The organism is Streptomyces sp. NPDC001536 (assembly GCF_042894505.1).
GTDB lineage: Bacteria > Actinomycetota > Actinomycetes > Streptomycetales > Streptomycetaceae > Streptomyces.
The window spans coordinates 340,248-362,574 of sequence record NZ_JBIAVQ010000005.1 but is presented as its reverse complement, the minus strand read 5'-3'; the positions used below and the strand labels follow the sequence as shown (position 1 = coordinate 362,574).

22 protein-coding genes are annotated in these 22,327 nt (G+C 70.3%); 9 read left to right on the top strand and 13 right to left on the bottom strand.

Annotated features, from left to right (window positions below; genetic code table 11):
* Window positions 1–102 precede the first annotated feature (102 nt).
* The 4 genes from ACFY0U_RS17150 to ACFY0U_RS17135 all read right to left on the bottom strand — a co-directional run bounded on the left by ACFY0U_RS17150 (window position 103) and on the right by ACFY0U_RS17135 (window position 3,578).
* Entirely contained in the window at window positions 103–888 is a 786-nt protein-coding gene (locus tag ACFY0U_RS17150) for a family 16 glycoside hydrolase (RefSeq protein WP_388635997.1), read from the bottom strand.
* Window positions 885–2,048 carry a non-hydrolyzing UDP-N-acetylglucosamine 2-epimerase gene (wecB, locus tag ACFY0U_RS17145; RefSeq protein ID WP_388635995.1) on the bottom strand — a complete coding sequence of 388 codons (1,164 nt, stop codon included), beginning with the start codon at window positions 2,046–2,048 and terminating at the stop codon, window positions 885–887. Before wecB ends, ACFY0U_RS17150 begins: the two co-directional genes overlap by 4 nt.
* A 119-nt stretch (window positions 2,049–2,167) precedes the next feature.
* Window positions 2,168–3,367 carry a glycosyltransferase family 2 protein gene (locus ACFY0U_RS17140; protein ID WP_388636269.1) on the bottom strand — a complete coding sequence of 400 codons (1,200 nt, stop codon included), beginning with the start codon at window positions 3,365–3,367 and terminating at the stop codon, window positions 2,168–2,170.
* A gap of 34 nt (window positions 3,368–3,401) precedes the next feature.
* Entirely contained in the window at window positions 3,402–3,578 is a 177-nt protein-coding gene (locus ACFY0U_RS17135; RefSeq protein WP_388635993.1) for a hypothetical protein, read from the bottom strand.
* A 296-nt stretch (window positions 3,579–3,874) separates the two neighbouring features.
* Here ACFY0U_RS17135 and ACFY0U_RS17130 point away from each other — a divergent pair, with 296 nt between their 5' ends.
* The gene (locus tag ACFY0U_RS17130; protein WP_388635991.1) at window positions 3,875–5,716 is read left to right on the top strand and encodes a DUF2334 domain-containing protein; all 1,842 of its coding nucleotides are present in this window, start codon (window positions 3,875–3,877) and stop codon (window positions 5,714–5,716) included.
* 11 nt (window positions 5,717–5,727) lie between these two features.
* Window positions 5,728–6,774: a glycoside hydrolase family 113 gene (locus ACFY0U_RS17125; protein ID WP_388635989.1), complete on the top strand. Its 1,047-nt coding sequence runs from the start codon at window positions 5,728–5,730 to the stop codon at window positions 6,772–6,774.
* Here ACFY0U_RS17125 and ACFY0U_RS17120 read toward each other — a convergent pair.
* Window positions 6,771–7,679, bottom strand: a complete 909-nt coding sequence (locus ACFY0U_RS17120) for a chitosanase (RefSeq protein ID WP_388635987.1) — start codon at window positions 7,677–7,679, stop codon at window positions 6,771–6,773. The two genes, ACFY0U_RS17125 and ACFY0U_RS17120, sit on opposite strands and share 4 nt — an antisense overlap.
* A complete protein-coding gene (locus ACFY0U_RS17115) occupies window positions 7,676–8,590 on the bottom strand; it encodes a rhomboid family intramembrane serine protease (RefSeq protein ID WP_388635985.1) in 915 nt (304 codons plus the stop codon). Before ACFY0U_RS17115 ends, ACFY0U_RS17120 begins: the two co-directional genes overlap by 4 nt.
* 144 nt (window positions 8,591–8,734) lie before the next feature.
* Here ACFY0U_RS17115 and ACFY0U_RS17110 point away from each other — a divergent pair, with 144 nt between their 5' ends.
* Together ACFY0U_RS17110 and ACFY0U_RS17105 are read left to right on the top strand one after the other, a co-directional pair.
* Window positions 8,735–9,463 carry a vWA domain-containing protein gene (locus ACFY0U_RS17110; RefSeq protein ID WP_388635983.1) on the top strand — a complete coding sequence of 243 codons (729 nt, stop codon included), beginning with the start codon at window positions 8,735–8,737 and terminating at the stop codon, window positions 9,461–9,463.
* 121 nt (window positions 9,464–9,584) lie between these two features.
* Window positions 9,585–11,219, top strand: coding sequence for a cytochrome bc complex cytochrome b subunit (locus ACFY0U_RS17105; protein WP_388635981.1), 1,635 nt, complete (start codon window positions 9,585–9,587; stop codon window positions 11,217–11,219).
* On the opposite strand, the gene ACFY0U_RS17100 is transcribed toward ACFY0U_RS17105, so the two are convergent.
* Together ACFY0U_RS17100 and ACFY0U_RS17095 are read right to left on the bottom strand one after the other, a co-directional pair.
* Window positions 11,197–12,324, bottom strand: a complete 1,128-nt coding sequence (locus ACFY0U_RS17100; RefSeq protein ID WP_388635979.1) for an acyl-CoA dehydrogenase family protein — start codon at window positions 12,322–12,324, stop codon at window positions 11,197–11,199. The genes ACFY0U_RS17105 and ACFY0U_RS17100 overlap by 23 nt on opposite strands.
* A gap of 100 nt (window positions 12,325–12,424) precedes the next feature.
* A complete protein-coding gene (locus ACFY0U_RS17095; protein WP_388635977.1) occupies window positions 12,425–13,564 on the bottom strand; it encodes an acyl-CoA dehydrogenase family protein in 1,140 nt (379 codons plus the stop codon).
* A 59-nt stretch (window positions 13,565–13,623) separates the two neighbouring features.
* Here ACFY0U_RS17095 and ACFY0U_RS17090 point away from each other — a divergent pair, with 59 nt between their 5' ends.
* Genes ACFY0U_RS17090 through ACFY0U_RS17080 form a run of 3 tightly spaced genes read left to right on the top strand, consistent with a single transcriptional unit; the run spans window position 13,624 to window position 16,220 of the window.
* A complete protein-coding gene (locus ACFY0U_RS17090; protein ID WP_388635975.1) occupies window positions 13,624–14,409 on the top strand; it encodes an SDR family oxidoreductase in 786 nt (261 codons plus the stop codon).
* Window positions 14,410–14,424: 15 nt separating this feature from the next.
* The gene (locus tag ACFY0U_RS17085) at window positions 14,425–15,039 is read left to right on the top strand and encodes a TetR/AcrR family transcriptional regulator (protein WP_388635973.1); all 615 of its coding nucleotides are present in this window, start codon (window positions 14,425–14,427) and stop codon (window positions 15,037–15,039) included.
* Between the two features lie 23 nt (window positions 15,040–15,062).
* The gene (locus tag ACFY0U_RS17080) at window positions 15,063–16,220 is read left to right on the top strand and encodes an acetyl-CoA C-acetyltransferase (protein ID WP_388635971.1); all 1,158 of its coding nucleotides are present in this window, start codon (window positions 15,063–15,065) and stop codon (window positions 16,218–16,220) included.
* Window positions 16,221–16,262: 42 nt separating this feature from the next.
* Here ACFY0U_RS17080 and ACFY0U_RS17075 read toward each other — a convergent pair whose 3' ends face one another.
* From ACFY0U_RS17075 to ACFY0U_RS17060, 4 genes are read right to left on the bottom strand one after another with little or no spacing between them, the layout of a single operon-like run.
* Window positions 16,263–17,312: an NAD(P)H-dependent flavin oxidoreductase gene (locus ACFY0U_RS17075; protein WP_388635969.1), complete on the bottom strand. Its 1,050-nt coding sequence runs from the start codon at window positions 17,310–17,312 to the stop codon at window positions 16,263–16,265.
* Complete coding sequence (locus ACFY0U_RS17070; protein WP_388635967.1) at window positions 17,312–18,031, bottom strand: CoA-transferase subunit beta; 720 nt, start codon at window positions 18,029–18,031, stop codon at window positions 17,312–17,314. Before ACFY0U_RS17070 ends, ACFY0U_RS17075 begins: the two co-directional genes overlap by 1 nt.
* Complete coding sequence (locus tag ACFY0U_RS17065; protein ID WP_388635965.1) at window positions 18,028–18,831, bottom strand: CoA transferase subunit A; 804 nt, start codon at window positions 18,829–18,831, stop codon at window positions 18,028–18,030. Before ACFY0U_RS17065 ends, ACFY0U_RS17070 begins: the two co-directional genes overlap by 4 nt.
* Window positions 18,832–19,590: an enoyl-CoA hydratase family protein gene (locus ACFY0U_RS17060; RefSeq protein WP_388635963.1), complete on the bottom strand. Its 759-nt coding sequence runs from the start codon at window positions 19,588–19,590 to the stop codon at window positions 18,832–18,834.
* Between the two features lie 54 nt (window positions 19,591–19,644).
* Between ACFY0U_RS17060 and ACFY0U_RS17055 the strand changes: the two genes are divergently transcribed.
* Both ACFY0U_RS17055 and ACFY0U_RS17050 read left to right on the top strand, forming a co-directional pair.
* Window positions 19,645–20,385, top strand: a complete 741-nt coding sequence (locus ACFY0U_RS17055) for an SDR family oxidoreductase (RefSeq protein WP_388635961.1) — start codon at window positions 19,645–19,647, stop codon at window positions 20,383–20,385.
* Window positions 20,386–20,402: 17 nt separating this feature from the next.
* Window positions 20,403–21,308, top strand: a complete 906-nt coding sequence (locus ACFY0U_RS17050) for an SDR family oxidoreductase (RefSeq protein WP_388635959.1) — start codon at window positions 20,403–20,405, stop codon at window positions 21,306–21,308.
* Window positions 21,309–21,385: 77 nt separating this feature from the next.
* Here the strand turns inward: ACFY0U_RS17050 and ACFY0U_RS17045 are convergent, their stop codons facing one another.
* Window positions 21,386–22,267 carry a hypothetical protein gene (locus ACFY0U_RS17045; RefSeq protein WP_388635957.1) on the bottom strand — a complete coding sequence of 294 codons (882 nt, stop codon included), beginning with the start codon at window positions 22,265–22,267 and terminating at the stop codon, window positions 21,386–21,388.
* Window positions 22,268–22,327: the final 60 nt, after the last annotated feature.

Below are 22,327 nucleotides of genomic sequence, written 5' to 3'. Positions count from 1 at the left end.
TCCGCCGGATCGCCAGACGTCCCGTACAAAGGCGTACGGAACACTGACGGCGCCTGCCCTCCTCGTCCCCGACCGGACCGGACGGCAGGCGCCGTCGCATGCTCAGGAGGCCTCCAGCCCCTCGAACCGCACCGCGGCGTCCTCGGTGTAGGCGCCCACCCTGCCCTGGAGATACGGGCGTTCGGCGTCGGTGAAGGTCACGAGCCGCTCGCCGTCCACCTCCACGGTGAGCCGCGGACCTTGCTGCTCCACCCGCACCGACGACCAGTCGCCCACCGGGTACTCCTCGTGCCCCGTGGCCAGGAACCGCTGCCCGCCCGGATATGCCGGGTCCCGCTTGCCGAGTTCCCAGCCGTTGGGCTTGAGGGTGATGTAGTAGAAGTGCTCCGCGTCCGTGTACGCCCACACCAGCCACGGCACCTCCCACGGGTTCGGGTGCGGGGTGCGCAGCTGCTCGACGGTGCGCATCCGTGACGCGAACCGCACATCGTCGTAGGACGCGGTGCTGACGACCAGTCCGGCGTGGGTGGTGCCGGGGTCCTCGGCCGGCATCGGGGACAGGGACAGGGAGTCGTCGTCGCCGGTGTTGGTGCCGTGGCCGTTGAACACGGAGGTCCAGCGGCCATGTGTGGAGCCGTCGGCCCAGGGGGCGGTCTGTCGTGGCTCCGGGTCCGAGCCGCACTGGCTCAAGGCGAGGGACAGGCCGACCGCCAGGGTGAGGGCCAGCGCGACTCCGGCCAGGACGCGGCTCCTGCGCCCCGGCCCCGACGGAAGCTCCGGCGGGGGCCCGGGTGGACGTGCCGACGCGGGCCCCGACCGAATTCCCGACCGAAGTCCCTGCGGAATCAGGGGGATCCGTCGGCGCGAGCGCAGGAGTGACGGCGTCATGCCGTCGAGTATGGCCCGGATGCGGTGAGGCCGACCGGGACATCGGCGGCGAAGTCCTCCGCCAGCTGGTCCAGGATCCGGCGCGCGGCCCTGCCGTCGCCGAACGGATTGCCCGCGCCCGCCATCCGCCGGTACTCCACCGGATCGTCGAGGAGTTTCTCCGCCCAGGTCACGATGGTCTCCGGGTCCGTGCCGACGAGCCGGGCCGATCCGGCCTCGACCGCCTCGGGCCGCTCGGTGGTCGTGCGCAGCACCAGCGAGGGCTTGCTGAGACTGGGGGCCTCCTCCTGGATTCCGCCGGAGTCGGTGAGGACGAGGTCGCATTCGGCCAGGGTCGCCGCGAAGTCCAGATAGCCGAGCGGCTCGACGAGCGAGATGCCCTGGTGACCGTCGAGTTCGGGCAGCAGCACGTCCCGTACGGCCGGGCTCTTGTGCAGCGGCAGCACGATCTCCACGTCCCCGCGCCGCGCGAGCCGGGTCAGCGCCCGCCCCATGCCGCGCATCCGCTCGCCCTGGTTCTCCCGGCGGTGCAGGGTGACCAGGATCCGCTTGGCGGCGGTGCGGAACGCGGAGGTGCCGGTGCCCTCGGCCAGGACCCACAGAAGGTTGTCGATCACCGTGTTGCCGGTGGTGAACACCTGCTCCTCGGGGACGCCCTCGTCGGTCAGATGGCGGGCCGCGGCCGGGGTGGGGGCGAAGTGCCAGCGGGCGATACGGCCGATGAGGCTGCGGTTGAGCTCCTCCGGGAACGGGTTGTCGATGACGCCGGTGCGCAGTCCGGCCTCCACATGGGCGACCGGGATCTTCTCGTAGAAGGCGGCCAGGGCACCGGCCAGCGCGGTCGTGGTGTCCCCCTGCACCACGACCAGGTCGGGGCGTTGCTCCCGCATGGCCCCGCCGAGCTCACCGACCAGCCGGGCGGTGAGGTCGGACAGCTGCTGCCGGCTGCGCATCACCTCCAGGGCGATGCGTACGTCGACGCACAGCATGCCGAGCATCTGGTGAAGCATCTCGCGGTGCTGACCGGTGGTGACGACGACCGGCTCGAACTGTGGACCGGCGGCCATCGCCCGGGCCACGGGCGCCAGTTTGATCGCTTCGGGCCGGGTGCCGAGCACCAGCATGGCGCGTACGGGCGTGGCTGACGGAGGTGTGGACATGTCGGGTGCCCCCCTTGGGCATGCGTGATCGTCGCAGCGACCACGTCGAGGGTGATGAGAGAGGTGATGAGAGAAAGAGACGAGGACCCGCGCGCGGAACGGGCGCGGTCTGAACGTCCTCAGGTGCGCGCGGTCTTCAGCCAGCCCCGCTGGCCGGTGAGCATCCGCCAGAACCCCCACCAGCCGGCGGCGAACCAGATGTAGCCGTAGAAGACGAAGACATGGGCGAGCAGGACCGAGCGCACCAGGCCCAGCTCCCGCTCACGCTTGGCATAGACGAAGCCGTACGCGTAGGCGGCGGTGAACGAGAGCAGATACGGGCCGAGCAGCCACATGGGCGAGACCAGCGCCTGCCCTGCCTGGACGGAGGCCACGGTGGTGGCGCCGAGGGCGACGAGGAAGGACAGCGGCAGCAGCGAGGTGAGCAGGATGAGCACCGGGCTGGAGAGGTGGTAGAGCAGATCGAGTGCGGCACGGGTCGGGACGTCCCTGAGGATGAGCGGGACCAGACCGGCCGACTGGAGGTGGCCCTGGAACCAGCGGGATCGCTGGCGGATCAGGCGCCGCAGGCTGAGCACGGCCTGCTGGGAGACCGCGGCGGTGGTGCAGTGCTGGTTGGTCCAGCCCTTGGCGATCAGCCGGACCCCGAGGTCGAGGTCCTCGGTGAGGCTGTCGCTCCAAGGGCCGTCCCCGTCCAGGGTGTTGAGCGCCGACAGCCGCATGAACTGCCCGTTGCCGCCCATGCCCACGCTGCCGATGGAGCGGCGGGCGCTCTGGAAGACGTCGCCGTAGACGACGAACTCCATGTCCTGCATACGGGCGAGCAGGCCGAGATGCCGGTTGTACATCCGGACGCAGACCTGAACCGCGCCCGTTCTCGGGTCGTCGAAGTACGGGTCGACCGACTGCACGACATGCGGGTCGAGCCGTCCGTCCGCGTCGACCACGCACAGGACCACGTCTTCTGGGTCGTGACCGGCGAGCAGACCGGATTCCCGCAGGTGGCGTACGCCGTCATTGAGTGCGGCGCCTTTGCCTTTACGGGCATTCGGCGGAGTGCGCCGGTGCAGTCGCACCAAGGCCGGGTCGGCGGCCAGCGCGATGTCGGAGGTGCGGTCGTCCGAGCCGTCATCGATCACCAGTGCCATAAAATTCCGGACAGGCAGTGAGGTGATTCGCGCCAGGCTTTCGGAAAGCACCTGCTCCTCGTTGAGACAGGCGAGAAGAAATACATAGAACCGGTCTCTCCGGTCTGTTCGAGAACGGCGAATTCTGCGCCTCGACAGCAGAAAGAGACTGGTGTTGTAGCAGCCGGCCATAATGATCAAAGTGATGCTCGACCACAGGAGCAGCTCAGTGATCATGACTGCTCCCCGCGGTGGCCTGCGCCTTCTGTGTCTGGCGGCGCAGCCGTATCCGGGCCAGCAGGATCAGACAGGCGGTCAGGCAATAGAACAGGAATCCGGCCCCGGCCGTTGCCTGTAAGGTTTTGGCCAAAGGTAGCCCGGGCACGGCTTCGGGCGCGGCCATCGCCCCTGCCAGGGGCAGTAGAGCCCCCAGGGCGGGTCGTCCGTACATTGTCCCCCCACACATTTCACAACGCGTCCCCATCGCGCGAAGGTGAACGTAGCAGACGCCGGGGGCGGCTCAGAAGGTTAATCAGAAAAAGGACATGTCCGATCTTCTTGTGTCGTCTCCTGGCACTCCAGGAATTCACCCTTCAGGTCATTGACACTCTTCGTGGCCGTTCATAAGAATCGGTGACTTCCTATTGTGAAAAACCTTTGCCAAGGATTGGCAAAGTGGGGGGAAAGATCGTGAGACCAATGATTCGCCTTCGGAGACGAGGAATCCCGAAGTTCTCCGTGATCCTGCTGCTCGTTGCCGCCCTGCTCAGCGGCACTTTCCTGGCCACGGGTGCCCAGGCCGCCCCCGGAGGCCACGAGAACGTCGCCGGGAAGTCCGGACTGAGCCGCGTCGACCTCAAGGGCTGGGCGAAGGCCCAGCTCAAGGCCGACCGGGCGCGCCACGCCAAGCCGCGCCAGAAGGCGTCCGCCACCCTGTCGACGGCGACCGCCTTCCCGGTCCAGACCGCGTCGGCCGTGACCCGGCAGGCCGCCCTGCTCCAGGCCGCCGACGTCGCCGCCGCGGCCGACCCGACGACGCTGGTCCTCTACGACACCGCGGGCGCCTACGGGCAGTTGGGCGAGCTGTACGCCATGGCCGCCGCCAACCTCGCGGGCCACTTCGGCACGGTCACCGCCAAGCCCGTCCAGCAGTACACCGCCGGCATGGTCGAGTCGTACACGGCCGTGATCTACATCGGCTCGACCTACTACTGCTGCGACACCCCGGACGCGATCCCGGCCGCCTTCTACCAGGACGCCTCCACCACGACCAAGCCCGTGATCTGGATGGGCGCCAACATCTGGAACATGGCGAACTCCGTGGGCGTAGCCCAGTTCACGCAGAAGTACGGCTGGGACCCGACGACGTCGTACTACGAGGACGGCGGTTCGATCGGCACCGTGACACAGGTGACGTACAAGAACCAGACACTCACCCGGAAGGTCCCGGTGGGCCAGGACGGCGGCGTGCTGCGCCCCAACGTCCTCACCGGACCCGGCTATCCCGCCGTCACCAGGGTCGCGGAGGGCCTGGACACCTCCAACGCGCACACCTTCGGGTGGGCCGTGCGGTCGTCCAACCTGACCTACATCGGTGAGATCCCGTTCGCGTACGTCTCCGAGAGCGACCGGATCATCGTCCTGGAGGACCTCCTCTTCGACGCCCTCGCGCCGGCCACCACCGAACGGCACCGCGCGCTGCTGCGCCTGGAGGACATCAGCCCCAACTCGGAACCCTCCGAACTGCGGGCGATGGCCGACCTGTTGCAGGCGGAGAACATCGCGTACGGCATCAACGTGATCCCCGTCTACACCGACCCCAACGGCACCTACAACAACGGCGTCCCGGAGACGGTGACGCTCGCCCAGCGGCCTCAGGTGGTCAGCGCCCTGAACTACATGCTGGCCCGCGGCGCGGTCCTCATGAACCACGGCTACACCCACCAGTACGGCAATGCCGCCAACCCCTACAACGGTGTCACCGGCGACGACTTCGAGTTCTACCGGGCCCACGTCGACGCCTCCGACAGCGTCGTCTACGACGGGCCGGTCGCCGGGGACTCCACCGCCTGGGCACAGGGCCGGGTGACCAGCGCGCTCGCCGCGTTCACCGCCGCGGGGCTGCCGCGGCCGACGCTGTGGACCACCCCGCACTACGCGGCATCGGCCACCGACTACCAGGTGTTCGGCGCCAACTACGCGGCCCGACTTGAGCGTTCGCTGTACTTCTCCGGCACGCTCAGCGGCAACTCCGCCGGACCCAACGTGTTCATCGGCCAGTTCTTCCCGTACGTGGTGCAGGACGTGTACGGCACCAAGGTGCTGCCGGAGAACATCGGCAACTACGAGCCGGACGCGTACAACAACCATCCGCCACGGCTGCCGGCCGACCTCATCGCCTCGGCCAAGGCCAACCTGGCCGTGCGGGACGGGTTCGCCAGCTTCTTCTACCACCCCTACTTCCCGACCCAGCCGCTCAAGGAGACGATCGACGGCATCGAGGCCCTGGGTTACACCTTCGTCAGCCCGACGAGCCTGTGAGGACATCGGTCATGAAGAGGAGGGCCGTCGCCGCTGCCGCGGTGGCGGCCCTCCTCGCCGCCGGCTGTACGACGACCAAGGCCTCCGGCGACGCCGGCGGTTCCGGCGGTTCCCGCGGCAAGGAAGCGACCTCGACGATGCGCGGCATCACCCTGCCCTCCTGGTACCGCACCGACTACGACAGCCCGGCCGCCGACCGCTATCTGCGCGACATCAGGGCCACCGGGGCCCGCTGGGTCACCTTCACCCCGACCTGGTACCAACAGCGCCGCACCGACACGGTCATGCGCCCCACCGAGGAGACCGCGAGCGACGCGAGCCTGGCGGGGATCGTGCGCCGCGCGCACGCGACCGGCCTCAAGGTGATGATCAAGCCCCATGTGGACCTGCCCGGCGACGGCGACCGCGCCGAGATCCGCCCCCGCGACCGGTCCGCCTGGTTCACCGCGTACGGCCGCTTCATCACCCACTACGCCGACCTCGCGGCCGACACGGGCGCCGAACAGCTCGCCGTGGGCACCGAACTCGCCGGGGTCTCCCGTGACACCGATGCCTGGACCGAGGTCGTCGACACCGTCCGCGACCACTACGACGGCCCCCTGACCTACGCCGCCAACTACGACGAGTACACGAGGATCGGCTTCTGGAAGGAGCTCGACCTCATCGGCATCGACGCCTACTGGCCCCTGTCCGGGAAACCCACCCAGGACACCGCACGCCTGCGCCGCGCCTGGCGGCCGATCAGCGAGGAGCTCGCCGCGTTCGCCCGACGCCACGACCGGCGGATCCTGTTCACCGAGGCCGGCTACGTCAGCCAGCGCGGCGCCACCACCGCGCCGTACGCCTGGGACCTCAGCCGGCGCACCGGGGAGGCCGAACAGGCCGCCGCCTACCGGGCGTTGCTGGAGACCTTCACCGGCCGCGACTGGTGGGCCGGGGTGTGCTGGTGGATGTGGGACGACTGGCCGGACAGCGGCGAGACCCCCGCGAAGCTCGCGTACACCCCGCACGGGAAGCCGGCGGAGCGGGTGCTGCGGGAGACGTGGGGCGCGTCCTAGGGCACGCGGTACGTCTCCCCGTACACCGCCCATGTCAGCGGCGGCTCCAGGTCCAGCTTCCCGTCGTAGAGGAACTGCCGTTGTGCCGTGTCGACGCGGGACGTGTCGATGTTCCCGTGCCGGGTGCGCATGGCCTGCTCGCGGACGTCGAGGAAGATGTCGAGGTAGGCCTTCTCGGAGCCGCCCTCGGAGGGCAGGTCGGCCTCGTGGATCGCGCGTTCGCGCAGGCCGTAGAAGCTGGTGGCGTTGGTGCCGGGGCCGTGGAAGACCATGGCGTCGTAGTAGATGAACTGGCCCAGCGTCCCCAGGCCGTCGAGCTTGGCGAGGCGGACCGCGGGCTCGAAGTAGACGCGGTCGCGTTCCTCGTCCTGGGCCCTGCGGAAGGCCTCGACCTCGGCCTCCGCCTTCCAGGCCTTCGTGAAGCCGGGGTCCAGGCCCTCGTGGGAGTCAGTGCCGTCGACCTCGCGCAGGGCGGGGAGATAGCGGGCCAGACCGTTGTCCGGGTGCGCCTTCGTGTAGCGCTCGACCAGGGTGAGCAGGTCGTGGGTCCCGGTGCAGAAGCCGATGATGCCGGCCGTGTAGCCCTGGCCGTCCCCGATGTCCTCGATGTAGCCGTAGGCGGAACGCCAGTCGAGGGTGGAGTTCTCGGCGCTCGCCACGATCTGCTGGGCCAGCTCCTTCTTGGCGGGCGCGGACAGCCCGGCCGGCAGGGCGGCGATCGCCTTGTCGTCCGCCGCCTGCTCCTCCTCGGCACGGCTCTTGGCCTCCTCGCGCGCCAGCTGCGAGGCGGACACCGGCGGCCGCACCGGGGCATCGGCGGAGTCCGAGGGGACGAGGAAGTAGGCCGCCGCCGTGACGGCGAGGGGCACGGCCGCGAACAGCAGAACGGCTTTCGGTCGTCTCATCGGGTCAGCTCCGAGATCTTCACGACCGCCAGGACCACGAGCAGCCCCAGCAGCGCCACACAGGCGACCGCCTGGATCAGGCCGCGCCGCGGTCCGCGGGGAACGTACGCGTACGCGAGCGTCACCGCGCCGCCCGTGAGCAGGCCGCCGAGGTGGCCCTCCCAGGACGTGAAGGTCGCGGAGGCCACGAGCCACACGAGCAGGAAGACCATGAAGCGGTTGACCGCCCGCATGTCCGCGCCCAGGCGGCGGGCCATGACGTAGTACGCCGCTCCCAGGCCGAAGATCGCCCCCGAGGCACCGACCGAGGTCGTGCCCGGGTCGGTGAGGAGCAGCTCGCCGACCGAGCCGCCGACCGTGGCGAGGAGATAGAGGGACAGGTACCGGAGGCGGCCCAGCATCGGCTCCATCACCCGCCCGAGCTGCCACAGCGACACCATGTTCATCACGATGTGCGCCAGGCCGAACGTTCCCTCAGTGGGCTCCAGATGCAGGAATCCGCTGGTCAGCAGCCGTTCCCACTGGCCCGCGACCACGCCCTCCGCGTGGAAGTCCGACGGGTAGGAGGACTGGTAGACGTACGCGAGACCGTCCGGGCCCACCAGCCTGGCGGTCAGCATCGAGAAACGGTCGACGATCTCCGGGCGCACCACCTCACCGAGGTACGCCAGGACGTTCAGCCCGATCAGGACGTACGTCACCAGCGGCACCGCCGACACCCGCCCGCCGACGACCGTACGGGCCTGGCGGACCGACCGCGCGCCCTCCTTCACGCACTCCACGCACTGGTGGCCGACAGAGGCCTCGCGCATGCAGTCCGGGCAGATGTACCGGTCGCAGCGGGTGCAGCGGACATGGGACTCCACCTTGGGATGTCGGTAGCAGGTGGTGACGGCGGACTCGGGTTCCACGGCCGGCTCCTAGAGGCGAGGGACGATCGGTGAGCCGGTTGGGGCGGCGGCGAACAAAATAGCGAACGCCTGGGGACGGGGCGAGGGGCGGGCCTCCGGTGACGTACGCTCGGCACGTTCACAGGGCGGCAAGGGGGAGCTCGGATGTCCGCGATCAGTCTCACCAAGGTCGAGGAGACCGCGCCCGCGCTGGTCAGCCTCTACAAGAGCGCGGGCGTCTCGCTGCGCAAGCACGGGCTGGACGGGCTGCGGGCCGCCGTCTACCTCGTCGTCGACTACTCCGGGTCCATGAAGCCGTACTACAAGGACGGCAGTGTGCAGGCGCTCGCCGACCGGGTGCTCGGCCTGTCCGCGCACCTCGACGACGACGGCACCGTGCCGGTGGTGTTCTTCTCCACCGAGGTCGACGCCGAGACCGAGATCGCGCTCGCCGACCACCAGGGGCGCGTCGAACGGATCGTGGCCGGGCTCGGGCACATGGGCAAGACCAGCTACCACCTGGCCATGGACGCGGTCATCGACCACTACCTCGACAGCGGCTCGCGGGAACCGGCCCTCGTCGTCTTCCAGACCGACGGCGGCCCGATCAACAAGCTCGCGGCGGAACGCTACCTGTGCAAGGCGGCCCGGCTGCCGCTGTTCTGGCAGTTCATCGGCTTCGGGGACGCGAGGAGCAAGCAGTTCGACTATCTGCGCAAGCTCGACGAGCTGTCCGTCCCGGACAAGCGGGTCGTCGACAACGCCGGTTTCTTCCACGCCGGCGCGGAGCCGCGGAAGGTGTCCGACAGCGAGCTGTACGACCGGATCGTCGGCGAGTTCCCGAAGTGGCTCGTGGCCGCGCGGGCGCAGGGGATCATCCCGCCGGGCGCCTGAACGGGTCCTCCGTCAGGGTGAGTTCGCGGGAGGCTGCGCTCACCGTTGGCTTAGCCCCACCTCCGTGCCACTCTGAAGTCGATCCGACGAAAGCGGCGACGGTCTAAAGAGGCGACGGTCTATGGACGGCGCACGATCGGTGAACGTGACGCGGGGACGGACCCCCGCGAAGGGCGAGAAGATCGCCGACTGGGCGGACGGGCGGCTGGGCCTGTACGGGCTGGCCAAGGCCAATATGCGCAAGGTCTTTCCCGACCACTGGTCCTTCATGCTCGGCGAGGTCTGCCTCTACAGCTTCCTCGTCATCATCCTCACCGGCATCTATCTCACCCTGTTCTTCGAGCCCAGCGGCGTCGAGGTCGTCTACCACGGCTCGTACGAGCCCCTCAACGGCATCGTGATGACCCGGGCGTTCGAGTCCACGCTCGACATCAGCTTCGATGTGCGCGGCGGGCTGCTGATCCGGCAGATCCACCACTGGGCGGCCCTGGTCTTCGTCACCGGGATGCTCGTGCACATGATGCGGGTGTTCTTCACCGGCGCGTTCCGCAAGCCGCGCGAGCTCAACTGGGTGTTCGGCTGGACCCTGTTGATGCTCGGCATCCTCACCGGTCTGACCGGCTACTCCCTCCCCGACGACCTGCTGTCCGGCACCGGCATCCGCTTCGCGCAGGGCGCGATCCTGTCGGTCCCGATCATCGGGACGTATCTGTCCTTCTTCCTGTTCGGAGGGGAGTTCCCGGGCCACGACATCATCCCGAGGCTCTTCCCGATCCATGTCCTGCTGCTGCCCGGGATCATGCTGGGCCTGGTGGTCGCGCATCTGATCCTGGTCTTCTACCACAAGCACACGCAGTACCCGGGGGCCGGCCGTGACGAGAAGACGGTCGTGGGAATGCCGTTCCTGCCGGTGTACACCGCCAAGGCGGGCGGCTTCTTCTTCCTCGTCTTCGGGGTGCTGGCGCTCATGGGCGGCCTCGCCCAGATCAACCCCGTGTGGGCGTTCGGCCCCTACCGTCCGGACCTGGTGACCACCGGCGCCCAGCCCGACTGGTATCTCGGCTTCTCCGAGGGACTGATCCGGGTGATGCCGGGATGGGAGATCAGCGCCTGGGGCCACTCGCTGGTACTGGGTGTCTTCATCCCCTTCTCGCTCTTCCCGCTGATCCTGCTCGCCCTCGGCGTCTACCCCTTCGTCGAGGCGTGGATCACCGGCGACAAACGCGAGCACCACATCCTGGACCGGCCGCGCAACGTCCCCGTGCGCACCGGCCTCGGCGTGGCCTGGCTGAGCCTGTACGTCGTGCTGCTGATCGGCGGCGGCAACGACATCGTGGCCACGCATCTGCATCTGTCCATCAACGCGATCACCTGGTTCGTACGGGTCTCCGTCTTCGTGGTGCCGGTGCTCTCGTTCATCGTGACCAAGCGGATCTGTCTGGGGCTTCAGCGCCGGGACCGGGACAAGGTGCTGCACGGCCGGGAGTCGGGCGTCATCAAACGGCTGCCGCACGGGGAGTACGTCGAGATCCACGAACCCCTCGCGCAGGACCAGTTGCACACCCTCACCCAGCACGAGCAGAACCCGCCCTACGAGATCGGACCGCTCGTCGACGCGAACGGCGTGCGCCGGCCGGTCACGGTCTCCCAGCGGGTGCGGGCGCGGCTGGCGTACGCGATGTTCGGGCCCGAGACGCGGATTCCCAAGCCGACGGCGGAGGAGTACCGGCAGATCAGCAGCGGCGACCACCACTGAGGAGGACGGCGGCCCGGCACTCCTGGGGGCTGCCCCAGGCGGTCCGCAGGGCGCGGGCCTTGGTCAGCCACAGGGACAGGTCGTACTCCGCCGTGTACCCGATCGCGCCGTGCAGCTGGAGCGCGGTACGGGCGGCGGTGTACGCCGCCTCGCACGCGGTGACCTTCGCTGCGGCGATGTCCTCCGGGGCCATGGTCAGGGCGGCGCCCAGGAGCACGGGGCGGGCGAACTCCAGGGCGATCGTGGCGTCGGCGAGTCGGTGCTTCACGGCTTGGAACGAGCCTATGGGGGCGCCGAACTGGGTGCGCTGCTTGACGTAGGCGACGGTCTTGTCGAGGAGCGCGAGGCCGACGCCGAGGGCCTGGGCGGCGGTGGTGAGGCGGGCCAGCAGGAGGGCGGGGGCGAGGTTCGGCGGGTCGGTGGCGAGGAGTTCGCCGCGGTGAGGGGTGGTCTGGAAGAGGCGGCGGGCGGGGTCGAGGGAGGGGTGCGGGGGGCCGGGTGGGGGTGCGAGGCGTAGCTCGGTGGGCGCCGGATGTGTTTCGCCCCCGCCGCCCCTATCCGTCCCGTCCTCCAGGGGCTCCGCCCCTTCGACCCCGCCAGAGGGCTCCGCCCCCTGGACCCCCGTCGGCCCTGAACGGGCCTCGTCCTCAAACGCCGGACGGGCTGAAAGACGCGGGCGGGCTGAGAGGGTCAGCCGTAGGTCGGCCATGTCCGCGTCCAGTGCGTACGGCCCCGTGCTCAGGGTTGCCGCCGATTCGCCCGAGGCCAGCGCGGGCAGCCAGCGTTTCGCCGGTCCCTGGTCGTCCAGGCCCGCCAGCAGTGCCGCCGCCGCGACCGTCTCCACCAGCGGGCCGGGTACCGCGTGCCGGCCCAACTCGACGAAGGCCAGCGTGAGTTCGACGGGTCGCAGACCCAAGCCCTCGTAGGTCTCCGGAACCGCCAGCGCGAAGACCCCCGCCTCCGCGATACGCGACCACAGGGCACGTCCCCGCGCATGGTCACCCCGGCTCCAGTCCCGTATCACCGCAGGGGTGTCGGCGGCGGTCAGCATCGCGTCCAGCGAGGCGCTGAAGGCACGCTGCTCCGCGTCCGGGAGGAACCTCATGACCGGCGTCCCTTCGGCATCGTCGGAGTCCGTCCGGGTGTCCATGCGGCCTGTTCGGCGAGTGCGGTGTTTCCCCCGGCGTCGGCGGAGCCCTTTCGTGTCACCGGCGTCCCTTCGGCAGGCCGAGCAGGCGTTCGGCGATGATGTCGCGCTGGATCTCGTTGGTGCCCGCGTAGACGGGGCCGGCGAGGGCGAAGACGTAGCGCTCGGACCAGTCGGTGTCCGCCGACTCGGCCTCGGGGCCGAGGAGATCGAGGGCCGTCTCGGTCAGCGCGATGTCGTACTCCGACCAGAAGACCTTGTTGAGGCTGGACTCCGGGCCCAGTGCCGTGCCGTCCAGGACGCGGGAGGCCGCCGCGAAGGTGGCGAGCCGGTAGGCGCGGGCCCCGATCAGCGCGTCCGCCACGCGGTCGCTCGCCCACGCCGGGCTGCCCTGCGCCTCCCACAGGCGGTGCAGACGGTCCGCGGCGGCCAGGAAACGGCCGGGGGAGCGGAGCTTGAGCCCCCGTTCGTTGCCCGCCGTCGACATCGCGATCCGCCACCCCTGCCCCGGCTCCCCGATCACGTCCTCGTCCGGTACGAACACCTCGTCGAGGAAGAGCTCCGCGAAGGCCGGTTTGCCGTCCAGGCGGGCGATGGGCCGGACGGTGACGCCGGGGGCGCGCAGGTCGAACATCAGATACGTCAGGCCCTGGTGCGGCTTCGGGGCGTCCGGGTCGCTGCGGAACAGGCCGAACGCACGGTCCGCGAAGGCCGCCCGCGAGGACCACGTCTTCTGCCCGCTCAAGCGCCAGCCGCCCTGCGTACGGACCGCCTTGGAGCGCAGGGACGCCAGGTCCGAACCGGACTCCGGCTCCGACCATGCCTGCGCCCAGACCACCTCACCCCCGGCCATCGACGGAAGTACACGCGCGCGCTGCTCCCGCGTGCCATGGTCGAAGAGGGTCGGCGCGAGCAGGCTGACGCCGTTCTGGTTGACGCGTCCGGGGGCGCCCGCCGCGTAGTACTCCTCCTCGAACAGCAGCCAGCGGACCAGCCCCGCGTCCCGGCCGCCGTACTCCGTCGGCCAGTCGACCACCGACCAGCGGTCCGCGGCCAGTTCGGCCTCCCACGCGCGGTGCGCCGCGAAGCCCTCCGCCGTCTCCAGCGAGGGCAGCGGCACCGGCGGCACATGGGCGGCCAGCCATGCGCGGGCCTCGGCCCGGAAGGCCTCCTCTTCCCGCGTGAAGGCGAGGTCCATCGACGACAGCCCTTCGACGACGCTTCCCTAACAAGTGTTTGGTAGGTTAGCGTGGCCCTATGACAGGCGTCGAGACTCCGGCGTACGAGCCAGGGCACGCACTGCTGAGCGGGCGCACCGCCGTCATCACCGCGGCGGCCGGCGCCGGCATCGGCGGGGCCACCGCGCGGCGGTTCCTGGAGGAGGGCGCGCGGGTGCTGATCAGCGACGCGCACACGCGGCGGCTCAAGGAGTACGAGGCCGAGCTCGGCCGGGAGTTCCCGGGCGCGGTGACGGCCCTGCCGTGCGATGTCACCGACGAGTCCCAGGTGCGGGCCCTGTTCGACACCGCCGTGGCGGCACACGGCCGGCTGGACGTCGTCGTCAACAACGCCGGGCTCGGCGGCACCGCACCTGTCGTCGACATGTCCGACGAGCAGTGGTCCCGGGTCCTGGACGTCACCCTGACCGGCACCTTCCGCTGCACCCGGGCCGCGCTGCGGCTGATGCGGGACTCCGGCACCGGCGTCATCGTCAACAACGCCTCCGTCGTCGGCTGGCGCGCACAGGCGGGACAGGCGCACTACGCCGCCGCGAAGGCGGGCGTCATGGCCCTGACCCGGTGCGCGGCCCTGGAGGCGGCCGAGTTCGGGGTGCGGGTCAACGCGGTGGCGCCGAGCCTCGCCATGCACCCCCACCTCGCGAAGGTGACCACGCCGGAGCTGCTGGCGGAGCTGACCGCGCGGGAGGCGTTCGGGCGGTACGCCGAACCCTGGGAGGTGGCCAACGTGATCGTGTTCCTGGCGTCCGGCTACTCCTCGTACATGACCGGTGAAGTCGTCGCCGTCAGCAGCCAACACCCCTAGGGCCAGAATGATGTCGTGCCGACCAAGAAGAAGCCGCAGGTGACCCCCGCCGCGCCCGCCCGCCGCCGGGAACTCCTCGACACCGCCGCCGAGGTCTTCGCCGAACAGGGCTACAACGCCACCACCGTCCGCAAGATCGCGGACCACGCGGGCATGCTCGCGGGCAGCCTCTACTACCACTTCGACTCCAAGGAGTCGATGCTCGAGGAGATCCTGCGGACCTTCCTCGACGAGCTCTGGGACGGCTACGACACCGTCCTGGCCGCCGGACTCGGGCCCCGCGAGACGCTGGAGGCCCTGGTCACCGAGTCGTTCCGGGAGATCGACCGGCACCGCGCCGCCGTCGCGATCTACCAGAAGGAGAGCCGGCAGCTGGTCGCGCAGGAGCGGTTCGCGTTCCTCGCCGAATCGCAGCGCAAGTTCGAGAAGGCGTGGCTGTCCACGCTGGAGCACGGGGTCGCGGCCGAGGTGTTCCGGGCCGACCTCGACGTGCGGCTCACCTACCGGTTCGTGCGCGACACCGTCTGGGTCGCCGCGTCCTGGTACCGCCCCGGCGGACAGCACAGCCCGGAGGAGATCGCCCGGCAGTACTTGTCGATGGTGCTGGACGGGATCGCCGTACGCGAATAACCCCTATCTGGCAGGGAGTTGCCATGGCCGAGGCCTACATCGTCGAAGCGGTCCGGACGCCCGTCGGGCGGCGCAAGGGAGGGCTCAGCGGGGTCCATCCCGCCGACCTGGGCGCGCATGTGCTGAAGGAACTGGTGGCGCGGGCGGGGATGGATCCGGCCGCCGTCGAGGACGTCGTCTTCGGCTGTCTGGACGCGGTGGGGCCGCAGGCCGGGGACATCGCGCGGACCTGCTGGCTGGCGGCCGGGCTGCCCGAGGAGGTACCGGGCGTGACCGTGGACCGGCAGTGCGGCTCCTCCCAGCAGGTTGTGCACTTCGCGGCGCAGGGCGTGCTGTCGGGGACGCAGGACCTGGTGGTCGCGGGCGGGGTGCAGAACATGTCCCTCATCCCCATCGCCTTCGCCACCCGGCAGGCCGCCGAGCCGCTCGGGCTCACACAAGGGCCCTTCGCGGGCAGTGAGGGCTGGCAGGCGCGGTACGGGGGCAAGCCGGTGAACCAGTTCGTCGGCGCCGAGATGATCGCCGCGAAGTGGGGGATCAGCCGCCAGGACCAGGAGGAGTTCGCGCTGCGCTCGCACCGGCGGGCGGTGCGGGCGATCGACGAGGGGCGCTTCGAGCGGGAGACCGTCGCCTACGGGGACGTCCGCGTCGACGAGGGGCCGCGCCGGGACACCTCGCTGGAGAAGATGGCCGGGCTGAAGCCGGTCGTCGAGGGCGGCACGATCACCGCCGCGTGCTCCTCCCAGGTCTCCGACGGGGCGGCGGCCATGCTGCTCGCCTCGGAGCGGGCGGTACGCGAACACGGCCTGACGCCACGCGCTCGCGTGCACCACCTCTCGGTGCGTGGCGAGGACCCGATCCGCATGCTGACGGCGCCGATACCCGCCACCGCCCATGCCCTGAAGAAGACCGGCCTGTCCATCGACGACATCGACCTCGTCGAGATCAACGAGGCCTTCGCCCCGGTCGTCCTGGCCTGGCTGAAGGAGACCGGCGCGGATCCGGAGAAGGTCAACGTCAACGGGGGCGCGATCGCGCTGGGGCATCCGCTGGGCGCGACCGGCGTCAAGCTGATGACGACGCTGCTGCACGAACTGGAGCGTACGGGTGGGAGGTTCGGGTTGCAGACGATGTGTGAGGGCGGGGGACAGGCGAACGTGACGATCATCGAGAGGCTGTGACGGTACCGAGGGGCTGTGACGGTCATCGAAGGGCTGTGACGGTCACCGAGGGGTGCTGAGGCTCTCCAGCACCTCCTCGGCCTCCTTCATGATCCGCTCCACCAGCTCCGCGCACGACGGCAGGTCGTCGATCACCCCGGCGACCTGCCCGGAGGCCATGACACCGAGGTCCGTACGGCCGTCCACCATCGCCGACTTGAGCAGCATGGGCGTGTTCGCGGCGAGGAGGACCTGGCTCCAGGTGAGGTCCTTGCCGTGCTTCAGGGCGAGGCCGTCGTGGAGCATCCGGCGCCAGGTCAGGCCGGACAGGCGGCGGAAGCCAGTGGCGTGGCGGACCGCTCGCAACAGGGCTTTCGCGCGGCCGGAGTTCTCCAAGCCGGTCACCAGGTCCGTGCGCAGCATGCGGTGCGGCAGGCCGTCCACCGCCCGCGTCACCGTCACGTCCCTCACCGTCGCCGCCAGATAGCGCGCCTTCACCGCGTCCGGCACCGTCGAGTCCGACGTCAGCAGGAACCGCGTCCCCATCGCCACGCCCGCCGCCCCGTACGCCCGCGCCGCGACCAGCCCCCGCCCGTCGAAGAAGCCCCCGGCCGCCACGACCGGGATGTCCACCGCGTCCACCACCTGCGGCAGCAGCACGGTCGACGCGACCTCGCCGGTGTGTCCGCCGCCCTCCCCGCCCTGCACGATCACCGCGTCCGCGCCCCACGCCGCGACCTTCTCGGCATGCCGGCGGGCACCGACGGACGGGACGACGACGACCCCCGCCTCCTTGAGCTCGGCGATCAGCTCGGCGGAGGGCGCCAGCGCGAAGGAGGCGACCCGCACCCCCTCGTCGATCATCAGCCGCACCCGGTCGCCCGCGTCCGCCGCATCCGCGCGGAGGTTGACCCCGAAAGGCGCGTCAGTGCGGGACTTGACCTCGCGGATCGCCGTCTTCAGCTGATCGAGGGTCATCGTCGCCGACGCCAGGATGCCCAGCGCGCCCGCGTTCGCCGTGGCCGACACCAGGCGGGGGCCCGCCACCCAGCCCATCCCGGTCTGCACGATCGGATGGCGGACCCCGACCAGCCGGGTGAGTGCCGTGTCCATCAGCCGGCGACCTCCCGGGCACGGGCGCCGGTGGGGTCGAGCACCTCACGGATCAACTCCAGCTCCTCCGCTGTCGGTTCGCGCGTGTACGGCACCTCCTCCGGGACGCTCAGCGTGAACCCGGTGGCCTCCGCCACCTGTTCGACGCTCACCCCGGGATGCAGCGAGGCCAGCCGCATCGAGTGGTCCGGCGTCGCGAAGTCGAAGACGCCGAGGTCGGAGACGACCCGCGGGATGCGATGGAAGCGGGCGCCGGCGGCGTGGTCGTAGCCCACCCCGCACACCAGGTCGACCTTCTCGACGAAGACCCGCCGTGAGTGCCTGGGCACCCAGTAACTCGTCGGGTTGTTGAGGGTGTTGACCGGCGCCCCCCGCACTCCTAGCAACTGCCGCTTCGGCCGCTCCCAGTCACCGATGCAGGAGATGTTCTGGTTGCCGTACCGGTCGATCTGGCTCGCGCCCATCATCACGTGCCGCCGCCCGCCCGTGACCAGGGCCAGATGCTGCCGGTACGGCAGCCAGCCCTCCACGGTGCCGTCCGGGCGGACCAGCATCGCCTCGCCGTCCGTCAGCAGCAGATCGGGGGCGAAGGTGAGCCGCGCGAGGCGGGCGCCGACGGAGGGGATCAGGCCCATGGGACTCGCCAGGATCTCACCGCCGTCCCGCCAGGCCTCGGCGCAGGCGATCACGCAGTACTCGGCGCGGGAGACTCCGGTCATGCCCCCTCCTTCAGATACTGTGCCGCGAACTCCGGCCAGGGTGTGCTCGCGTAGGCCTTCTGCCAGGCCTCGTCCCGCCCGTAGTCCGGCGCGCAGGACGTGAAGTGCGCCCCGTTCGGGGCCTCGACGACTCCGGTCACCACATGCCGCTTGACCAGCAGCGACTGCGGTGGCGCCTCCTTCGTCAACTCGGCCGTGTCGACCACCCGTTCGCACGAGACGTACGCCGTGTCCGCCGCCTCGCAGAAGAGGTCGTCGAAGTACGGGTCCGGGCCCAGACACTGTCCGTTGCCCAGCCGGTCGGCGCGGTTGACGTGGACCAGGGCCGCGTCCAGCCGCAGGGCGGGCATGGCCACGAACGTCTCGCCGTCGTCGTAAGGCGAAGTCACCGTCCGCAGCCCGGGGTTGACCCGCATGACATCGGATCCGATCCCGGCCCGCACCGGCAGGAAGGGCAGCCGGTTCGCCGCCGCGTGCAGTCCCCACATGAACATCGCCTCGTCGATCTCCGTCAGCTCGAAGGCGCCGCGCTCGCGGGCCGCCCGGTAGTGCGGTTCGAGGGGGATGGAGTCGAGGGTGACGAAGGCCGCCACCAGCTTGCGGATGCGTCCGGCCGCGGCGAGCATGCCGACGTCCGGGCCGCCGTACGAGACGATCGTGAGGTCGGTGACTTCCGACCGGAGCAGCGCCCTGACCAGGGCCATCGGCTTGCGGCGCGAGCCCCAGCCGCCGATGCCGAGGGTCATGCCGCTGCGCAGCCGGGCCACGGCCTCGTCCGCGGTCATCGTCTTGTCGCTCACCTATCGGCTCTCCTTCCCGAACCTGTCACGGACGCGGTCGGCCACCCCGGCGGTGCTCGCCTCGAAGGTGAAGCCCTGCTCGAAGCGGTAGCTGCGGTGCACGTCGACCGGGTCGATACCGTTGATGGCGGCCTTGGCGAGCCGGAGCAGCTCCCCGTCCTTGGCGGCGATCTCACCCGCCAACTCCAGTGCCGCTTCAAGGAGTTCGGCACGCGGCACTACCCGCCACACCGAGCCGTGCGTGTGCAGCTCGGCCGCGGTCGCCGTGCGTGAGGTGAAGTACAGGGCGCGCATGAGGTGTTGGGGGACCAGCCGGGCCAGATGGGTGGCCGCGCCCAGCGCGCCCCGGTCCAGCTCGGGCAGCCCGAAGACGGCGTCCTCGCTCGCCACGATCGCGTCCGCGTTGCCGACGAGACCGATACCGCCGCCCAGGCAGAAGCCCTGCACGGCCGCCACCACCGGGACCTCACAGTCGTACACCGCCGAAAACGCCTCGTAGCAGCCGCGGTTGGCACCGACGAGAGCCGAAGGGCCCTGTGCCTGGATCTCCTTGATGTCCACGCCCGCGTTGAACCCCCGGCCCTCGGCGGCCAGCACCACGCACCGCACCTCCGGATCGCGGCCGGCCCCGCGCACCGCGTCGGCGAGCGCGAACCAGCCGTCCACCGGCAGGGCGTTCACCGGGGGGAAGTCGACCGTGACGACGGCGATGCCGTCCTTTCCGTGCCCCGATTCCGGGGACGAGGTGGAGACACCCATGGCAGTATCAGCTACCTTTCCACCAAACGTTTGTTAGGTGGAGGGTAGCGGCGAATGGAGCTGAAGGGGAGGGTCGCGGTCGTCACCGGCGGCACGCGGGGAGTCGGTGCCGGGATCGCGCGGGCGTTCGTGAGCGCGGGGGCGGACGTCGTGGTGTGCGCGCGACGGCCCCCCGAAGTGCCGGTGGAGGGCGCCGAGTTCGTGCCCCTGGACGTACGGGACCCGGACGCGGTACGCGCCTTCTTCACCGCATTGCCCCGCCTCGACGTCCTCGTCAACAACGCGGGCGGCGGACCGTACCGGCTGCTGGCGGACGCGGACGCCGAGCGCCACACGCGGGTGATCGAGCTCAACCTCCTGGCCCCGCTCACGGCCTCCCTCGCGGCGTACGCGCACCTCAAACGGTCGAAGGGCTCGGTCGTCATGATCGGCAGCGTCAGCGGCAGCCGCCCCTCGCCCGGCTCGGCCGCGTACGGGGCGGCGAAAGCCGCACTGGAGAACCTCGCCCGGTCGATGGCCGTCGAGTGGGCGCCGGACGTACGGGTGAACACGCTGGTCGTCGGCATGGTGCGCACGGAGCTGGCGCACCTCCACTACGGCGACGAGGCCGGCATCGACGCCGTCTCCCGCACCGTCCCGGTCGGCAGGCTGGCCGAGCCCGCGGAGATCGGCGCCGCGGCCGTCTTCCTCGCCTCGGACGCCGCCGCGTACATCACCGGGGCGTCGCTGCTGGTGCACGGGGGCGGGGAACGGCCGGCGTTCCTGGATGCCGCAACTGCCAACAAGGAGACCTGAGATGAGGGAGACGTGAGATGAGCGGAATCTGCGACGGCCGGGTCGTCGTCGTCACCGGGGCCGGCCGCGGACTGGGCCGGGCACACGCGCTCGCCTTCGCAGCCGAGGGGGCCCATGTCGTCGTCAACGACCTCGGCGTCGGGCTCGACGGCTCGCCCGCTGCGGACAGCCCGGCCGCACAGGTGGTCGCGGAGATCCATGCGGCGGGCGGCGAGGCGGTCGCCCACGGCGGCGACATCGCGACGACCGAAGGGGCCAGCTCCCTGATCACCGCCGCGCTGGAGACCTACGGCCGCCTCGACACCCTCGTCAACAACGCCGGGTTCCTGCGCGACCGGATGCTGGTCAACCTCGACGAGGACGACTGGGACGCGGTGATGCGGGTCCATCTGAAGGGCCACTTCCTGCCGCTGAAGCATGCCGCGGCCTACTGGCGGGGCGAGGCGAAGGCGGGCCGTATGCCGGTCGCGCGGGTCGTCAACACCAGTAGCGGGGCCGGTTTGCTGGGCTCGGTGGGTCAGGGGAACTACAGCGCGGCGAAGGCGGGGATCGTGGGGTTGACGCTGGTGGCCTCGGCGGAACTCGCGAGGTACGGGGTGCAGGTCAACGCGATCGCCCCGGCGGCGCGGACGCGGATGACGGAACGGGCCTTCGCCGAGACCATGGCGGCGCCGGACGCGGGCTTCGACGCGATGGCCCCGGAGAACGTCTCGCCGCTGGTGGTGTGGCTGGGCTCGGCGGCGAGTGAGGCGGTGAGCGGCCGGGTCTTCGAGGTGGAGGGGGGCCGGATCACGGTGATGGAGGGGTGGAGGGCGGGTCCGAGCGTGGACAAGGGCGCGAGGTGGACACCGGCGGAAGCGGGGGAGACGGCACTGAAACTGCTGGGGGAGGCGGAGATGCCGGGACCGGTCCATGGGGCGTGATAGGGACCAACCTCGAGGGGCGCGGGGAACTGCTCGACCAGCCACGACGGCGCGGTGGACAACGCACCACCATCAGTTCACGTATCGCACTCCAACACGGTCCGGCACAACCCACACCGCGCCCGAACCCGCCCCCGCACCGGCACCCTGATCTTCTGATGGCAGGTAGGACAGGGAAAGGACACCCGCAACCCCCCGCCACCCCCGTCAGGCGAGAACGCATACGCCGCACCGGCCTGCGGAACATGAGCCCGCCGATCCCGCGCATACCGCCGCCGCCCAGCCCACCCCGCAGCGGTGAGCGGAGGCTGCTGCTCGTCCTGCCGCGCCTTCGCCATCCCCTTCACATACGCCGTGTAGGCCTGCGGACTGGTGAACCACACCGACGGATCCTCACCGAACACCAGCGACCGCTTCGCCAGCACGTACCCGAACTCCTCCGGCGTCAGATACCCCAGCTTCTGCGAGGACGCCGCGTCCTCCCGGTACGCGTCCAGGAGCAGCCACCCCGCCCCCAGATACGTCGTCGCCGTGTCCGTGAGGATCTCGTTCTCCCTGAGCCCCGGGAACGACAGATCGAGCCGGTGCAGATAGACATGCATCACCTCGTGCGCCAGCGCCGCCCCGATGTCCCGGCGATGGGTACGGAAACGGTCGTTCAGCTCCACGAAGTACTCGGGCCCCGCGGTCAGTTCGACATTCGCCGCATGCGTCATCTCCCGGAAGGCCACGATCATCCGGGCGTCGGGGAGCCGGTAGTGCCGCACCAGTTCACGGGCCACCCGCTGCGCGCCCAGATGGAGGTCGTCCGTGTCGCAGAAGGCCACGTCGGCGGGGGCCACGCTGGTCGAGAACGTCTGGACAGTGTCGTACGACAGCCGTTTCCAGAGCGCGGTGATCGAGGCCCGCACCGTCTCCAGGTGCGGGTAGCCGTGCTCGACCGGTCCGTCGTTCGCCACGCCCGTACCCCCAAGACGCCCTGAACCCGATTCCACTCTACGAGGATGCGGGCGGTTTTT

What these genes read in the sequence shown, in the direction of transcription:
- ACFY0U_RS17150 (WP_388635997.1), bottom strand. Translation starts at nt 888, where the DNA reads ATGACGCCGTCACTCCTGCGCTCGCGCCGACGGATCCCCCTGATTCCG.
- wecB (WP_388635995.1), bottom strand. Translation starts at nt 2,048, where the DNA reads ATGTCCACACCTCCGTCAGCCACGCCCGTACGCGCCATGCTGGTGCTC.
- ACFY0U_RS17140 (WP_388636269.1), bottom strand. Translation starts at nt 3,367, where the DNA reads ATGGCCGGCTGCTACAACACCAGTCTCTTTCTGCTGTCGAGGCGCAGA.
- ACFY0U_RS17135 (WP_388635993.1), bottom strand. Translation starts at nt 3,578, where the DNA reads ATGGCCGCGCCCGAAGCCGTGCCCGGGCTACCTTTGGCCAAAACCTTA.
- ACFY0U_RS17130 (WP_388635991.1), top strand. Translation starts at nt 3,875, where the DNA reads ATGATTCGCCTTCGGAGACGAGGAATCCCGAAGTTCTCCGTGATCCTG.
- ACFY0U_RS17125 (WP_388635989.1), top strand. Translation starts at nt 5,728, where the DNA reads ATGAAGAGGAGGGCCGTCGCCGCTGCCGCGGTGGCGGCCCTCCTCGCC.
- ACFY0U_RS17120 (WP_388635987.1), bottom strand. Translation starts at nt 7,679, where the DNA reads ATGAGACGACCGAAAGCCGTTCTGCTGTTCGCGGCCGTGCCCCTCGCC.
- ACFY0U_RS17110 (WP_388635983.1), top strand. Translation starts at nt 8,735, where the DNA reads ATGTCCGCGATCAGTCTCACCAAGGTCGAGGAGACCGCGCCCGCGCTG.
- ACFY0U_RS17105 (WP_388635981.1), top strand. Translation starts at nt 9,585, where the DNA reads ATGGACGGCGCACGATCGGTGAACGTGACGCGGGGACGGACCCCCGCG.
- ACFY0U_RS17100 (WP_388635979.1), bottom strand. Translation starts at nt 12,324, where the DNA reads ATGAGGTTCCTCCCGGACGCGGAGCAGCGTGCCTTCAGCGCCTCGCTG.
- ACFY0U_RS17095 (WP_388635977.1), bottom strand. Translation starts at nt 13,564, where the DNA reads ATGGACCTCGCCTTCACGCGGGAAGAGGAGGCCTTCCGGGCCGAGGCC.
- ACFY0U_RS17090 (WP_388635975.1), top strand. Translation starts at nt 13,624, where the DNA reads ATGACAGGCGTCGAGACTCCGGCGTACGAGCCAGGGCACGCACTGCTG.
- ACFY0U_RS17080 (WP_388635971.1), top strand. Translation starts at nt 15,063, where the DNA reads ATGGCCGAGGCCTACATCGTCGAAGCGGTCCGGACGCCCGTCGGGCGG.
- ACFY0U_RS17075 (WP_388635969.1), bottom strand. Translation starts at nt 17,312, where the DNA reads ATGGACACGGCACTCACCCGGCTGGTCGGGGTCCGCCATCCGATCGTG.
- ACFY0U_RS17070 (WP_388635967.1), bottom strand. Translation starts at nt 18,031, where the DNA reads ATGACCGGAGTCTCCCGCGCCGAGTACTGCGTGATCGCCTGCGCCGAG.
- ACFY0U_RS17060 (WP_388635963.1), bottom strand. Translation starts at nt 19,590, where the DNA reads ATGGGTGTCTCCACCTCGTCCCCGGAATCGGGGCACGGAAAGGACGGC.
- ACFY0U_RS17055 (WP_388635961.1), top strand. Translation starts at nt 19,645, where the DNA reads ATGGAGCTGAAGGGGAGGGTCGCGGTCGTCACCGGCGGCACGCGGGGA.
- ACFY0U_RS17050 (WP_388635959.1), top strand. Translation starts at nt 20,403, where the DNA reads ATGAGCGGAATCTGCGACGGCCGGGTCGTCGTCGTCACCGGGGCCGGC.